General features: G+C 56.1%; 2 protein-coding genes. Both read left to right on the plus strand.

Annotated features, from left to right (window positions below; genetic code table 11):
• Positions 1-115 precede the first annotated feature (115 nt).
• Entirely contained in the window at positions 116-1,615 is a 1,500-nt protein-coding gene (gene istA, locus ACIQY3_RS34285; protein ID WP_403029104.1) for an IS21 family transposase, read from the plus strand.
• Complete coding sequence (istB, locus tag ACIQY3_RS34290) at positions 1,608-2,411, plus strand: IS21-like element ISPsy20 family helper ATPase IstB (protein ID WP_044311019.1); 804 nt, start codon at positions 1,608-1,610, stop codon at positions 2,409-2,411. The genes istA and istB overlap by 8 nt, the downstream gene beginning before the upstream one ends.
• Positions 2,412-2,572 lie beyond the last annotated feature (161 nt).

Genomic DNA, 2,572 nt, shown 5'->3' on the forward strand with positions numbered 1-2,572 from the left:
TGTTGCCGCTGACCGAAAACTGACCCAGTAGAGGCTGTTCTGCCGACTGAAAACTGACCCAGGTGTTCAACTGCTTCTGCTCACTTTTCGAGCAGGAGAACACAGGGTGATCAGCATGGAAATGTTGGGAAAAATCCGGCGGATGTACTTCCGCGACAAGCTCTCGCTGCATCAGATAGCCAAGCGTACCGGGCTATCGAGAAACACCATCCGAAAGTGGGTCAGAGCGCCTGAAGCCACTCAGCCGTCGTACCAGCGGTGCGCAATCTTCAACAAACTCAGCCCATTCCACGACACGCTAGAACAGGCGCTGAAAGCTGATTCGTTCCGGGCAAAGCACAACCGCAGAAGCGCCAAAGCACTTTTCGAACAGATCAAGGCCGAAGGTTATGACGGCGGCTACAGCCAGCTCACGGCGTTTGTACGCTCTTGGCGAGGCGAGCAGGGCAAGTCTTTACGCGCTTTTGTACCGCTGACTTTTGCCTTGGGTGAGGCCTTTCAATTTGACTGGAGCGAAGAAGGTCTGCTGATCGGCGGCCTGTTTCGACGCATCCAGGTCTCCCACATGAAGCTGTGTGCCAGTCGCGCGTTCTGGTTGGTTGCGTATCCCAGCCAAGGCCACGAGATGTTGTTCGATGCCCACACCCGCTCTTTTGGTGCGCTTGGCGGAGTGCCGCGTCGCGGCATTTACGACAACATGAAAACGGCTGTCGACAAGGTCAACAAAGGCAAAGGCCGCACGGTGAATGCCCGATTTGCTGTCATGTGTGCCCACTACTTGTTCGATCCGGACTTCTGCAACGTAGCCTCGGGCTGGGAAAAGGGAATCGTCGAAAAGAACGTACAGGACAGTCGGCGGCGTATCTGGCTCGACGCTCAAAACTGCATGTTCCACACCTTTGAAGAACTGAATATCTGGCTCGGTCAACGCTGCCGGTCACTCTGGAGCGAGCTGGTGCATCCACAGTACAACGGGCTGACGGTGGCTGAGGTCTTGGAGCTGGAGCGGGTTGAAATGATGCCGATGCCGGCAGCGTTTGATGGCTACGTCGAACGCACCGTGCGTGTCTCCAGCACCTGCTTGATCAGCGTGGCGCGAAATCGCTATTCAGTGCCATGTGAGCGAGTCGGCCAGTGGGTCAGCAGCCGTTTGTACCCTTCGCGGATCGTGGTCATTGCTGACGAAACGGTGATCGCCAGTCACGAGCGCCTCTTTGATCGAGATCAGGTCAGTTTTGACTGGCAGCACTACATCCCACTCATCGAACGCAAGCCTGGTGCATTGCGCAACGGCGCGCCATTTGCTGATCTGCCAAAACCGTTACGGCTTCTCAAACGAGGACTGAGGCGTCACACCAACGGTGATCGAATCATGATGCAGGTACTGGCTGCTGTGCCAATTGCGGGTCTCGAACCTGTGCTGGTGGCGGTGGAGCTGGTACTTGAATCGGGAAGTCTAAGCGCCGATCACATCCTCAATGTCCTTGCACGCCTGACCTCCACCGCACCACCTCCCTGTGTAGAAACCAGCCTGCAACTCAAGGTCGCGCCTGTTGCCAATACGGCACGCTACGACCGGCTCCGTGCGACCGATGAGGAGAATCGCAATGCGTGACTTAATGACTGAACTCAAAGAACTGCGCCTGCACGGCATGGCCAGTGCTTGGGAAGAACTGGTCTCTCAAGGAACAGCGTCGACGGCTTCATCGAAATGGCTGCTGGAACATCTGCTTCAGCAGGAACATGCGGATCGCGCGGTGCGCTCGGTGAATCATCAGATGAACATGGCAAAACTCCCCATGCACCGTGACTTAGCTGGCTTTGACTTCAGCGCTTCCAGCGCTGATGCCCGGCTGGTCAGCGATCTATCCAGCTTAGCGTTCACTGAAACCGCGCAGAATGTCGTGTTCATCGGCGGCCCTGGAACCGGGAAAACACACCTGGCCAGTGCCTTGGCTGTATCCGGAATCACGGCCCACAACAAACGCGTGCGCTTCTTTTCCACGGTGGATCTGGTGAATCTGCTGGAGCGTGAGAAGTACGATGGCAAGGCAGGGCGAATCGCCCAGGCACTGCTGCGCACAGACCTGGTGATACTGGATGAACTCGGATATTTGCCCTTCAGCCAAAGCGGTGGCGCCCTGTTATTTCACCTGCTGTCCAAACTGTACGAACACACCAGCGTGGTCATCACCACCAACCTGAGCTTCTCGGAATGGTCGAGTGTGTTTGGGGACGCCAAGATGACCACCGCGTTGCTGGATCGGCTGACACACCACTGCCACATCGTCGAAACGGGCAACGAGTCCTACCGCCTACAACACAGCACCTTGGCCGCCCAGACAAAGATCAAGTCACGGGAACGAAAGCGCAAGGACGGAGATGATGTCGAGGACGATGAGCCATTTTAATCCGCACCATAAATGCCCTGCTGCATGCGGTGGGGCTTGATGCGTCTTCAATCGGAACACTGCTGCTAAGCTTATCCACAATTGCTGGGGCAAAAATCAGCAATCCGTCCTGGGTCAATTTTCAATCGGCAGGGTGGGTCAGTTTTCAATCAGCGCCAACA

Origin of the sequence: Pseudomonas sp. NPDC096950 (assembly GCF_044762525.1) — a bacterium.
Lineage (GTDB): Bacteria > Pseudomonadota > Gammaproteobacteria > Pseudomonadales > Pseudomonadaceae > Aquipseudomonas.

Bases quoted from the DNA above. Each gene is read 5' to 3' on its own strand.
- istA (WP_403029104.1), top strand. From the start codon at position 116: ATGGAAATGTTGGGAAAAATCCGGCGGATGTACTTCCGCGACAAGCTC.
- istB (WP_044311019.1), top strand. From the start codon at position 1,608: ATGCGTGACTTAATGACTGAACTCAAAGAACTGCGCCTGCACGGCATG.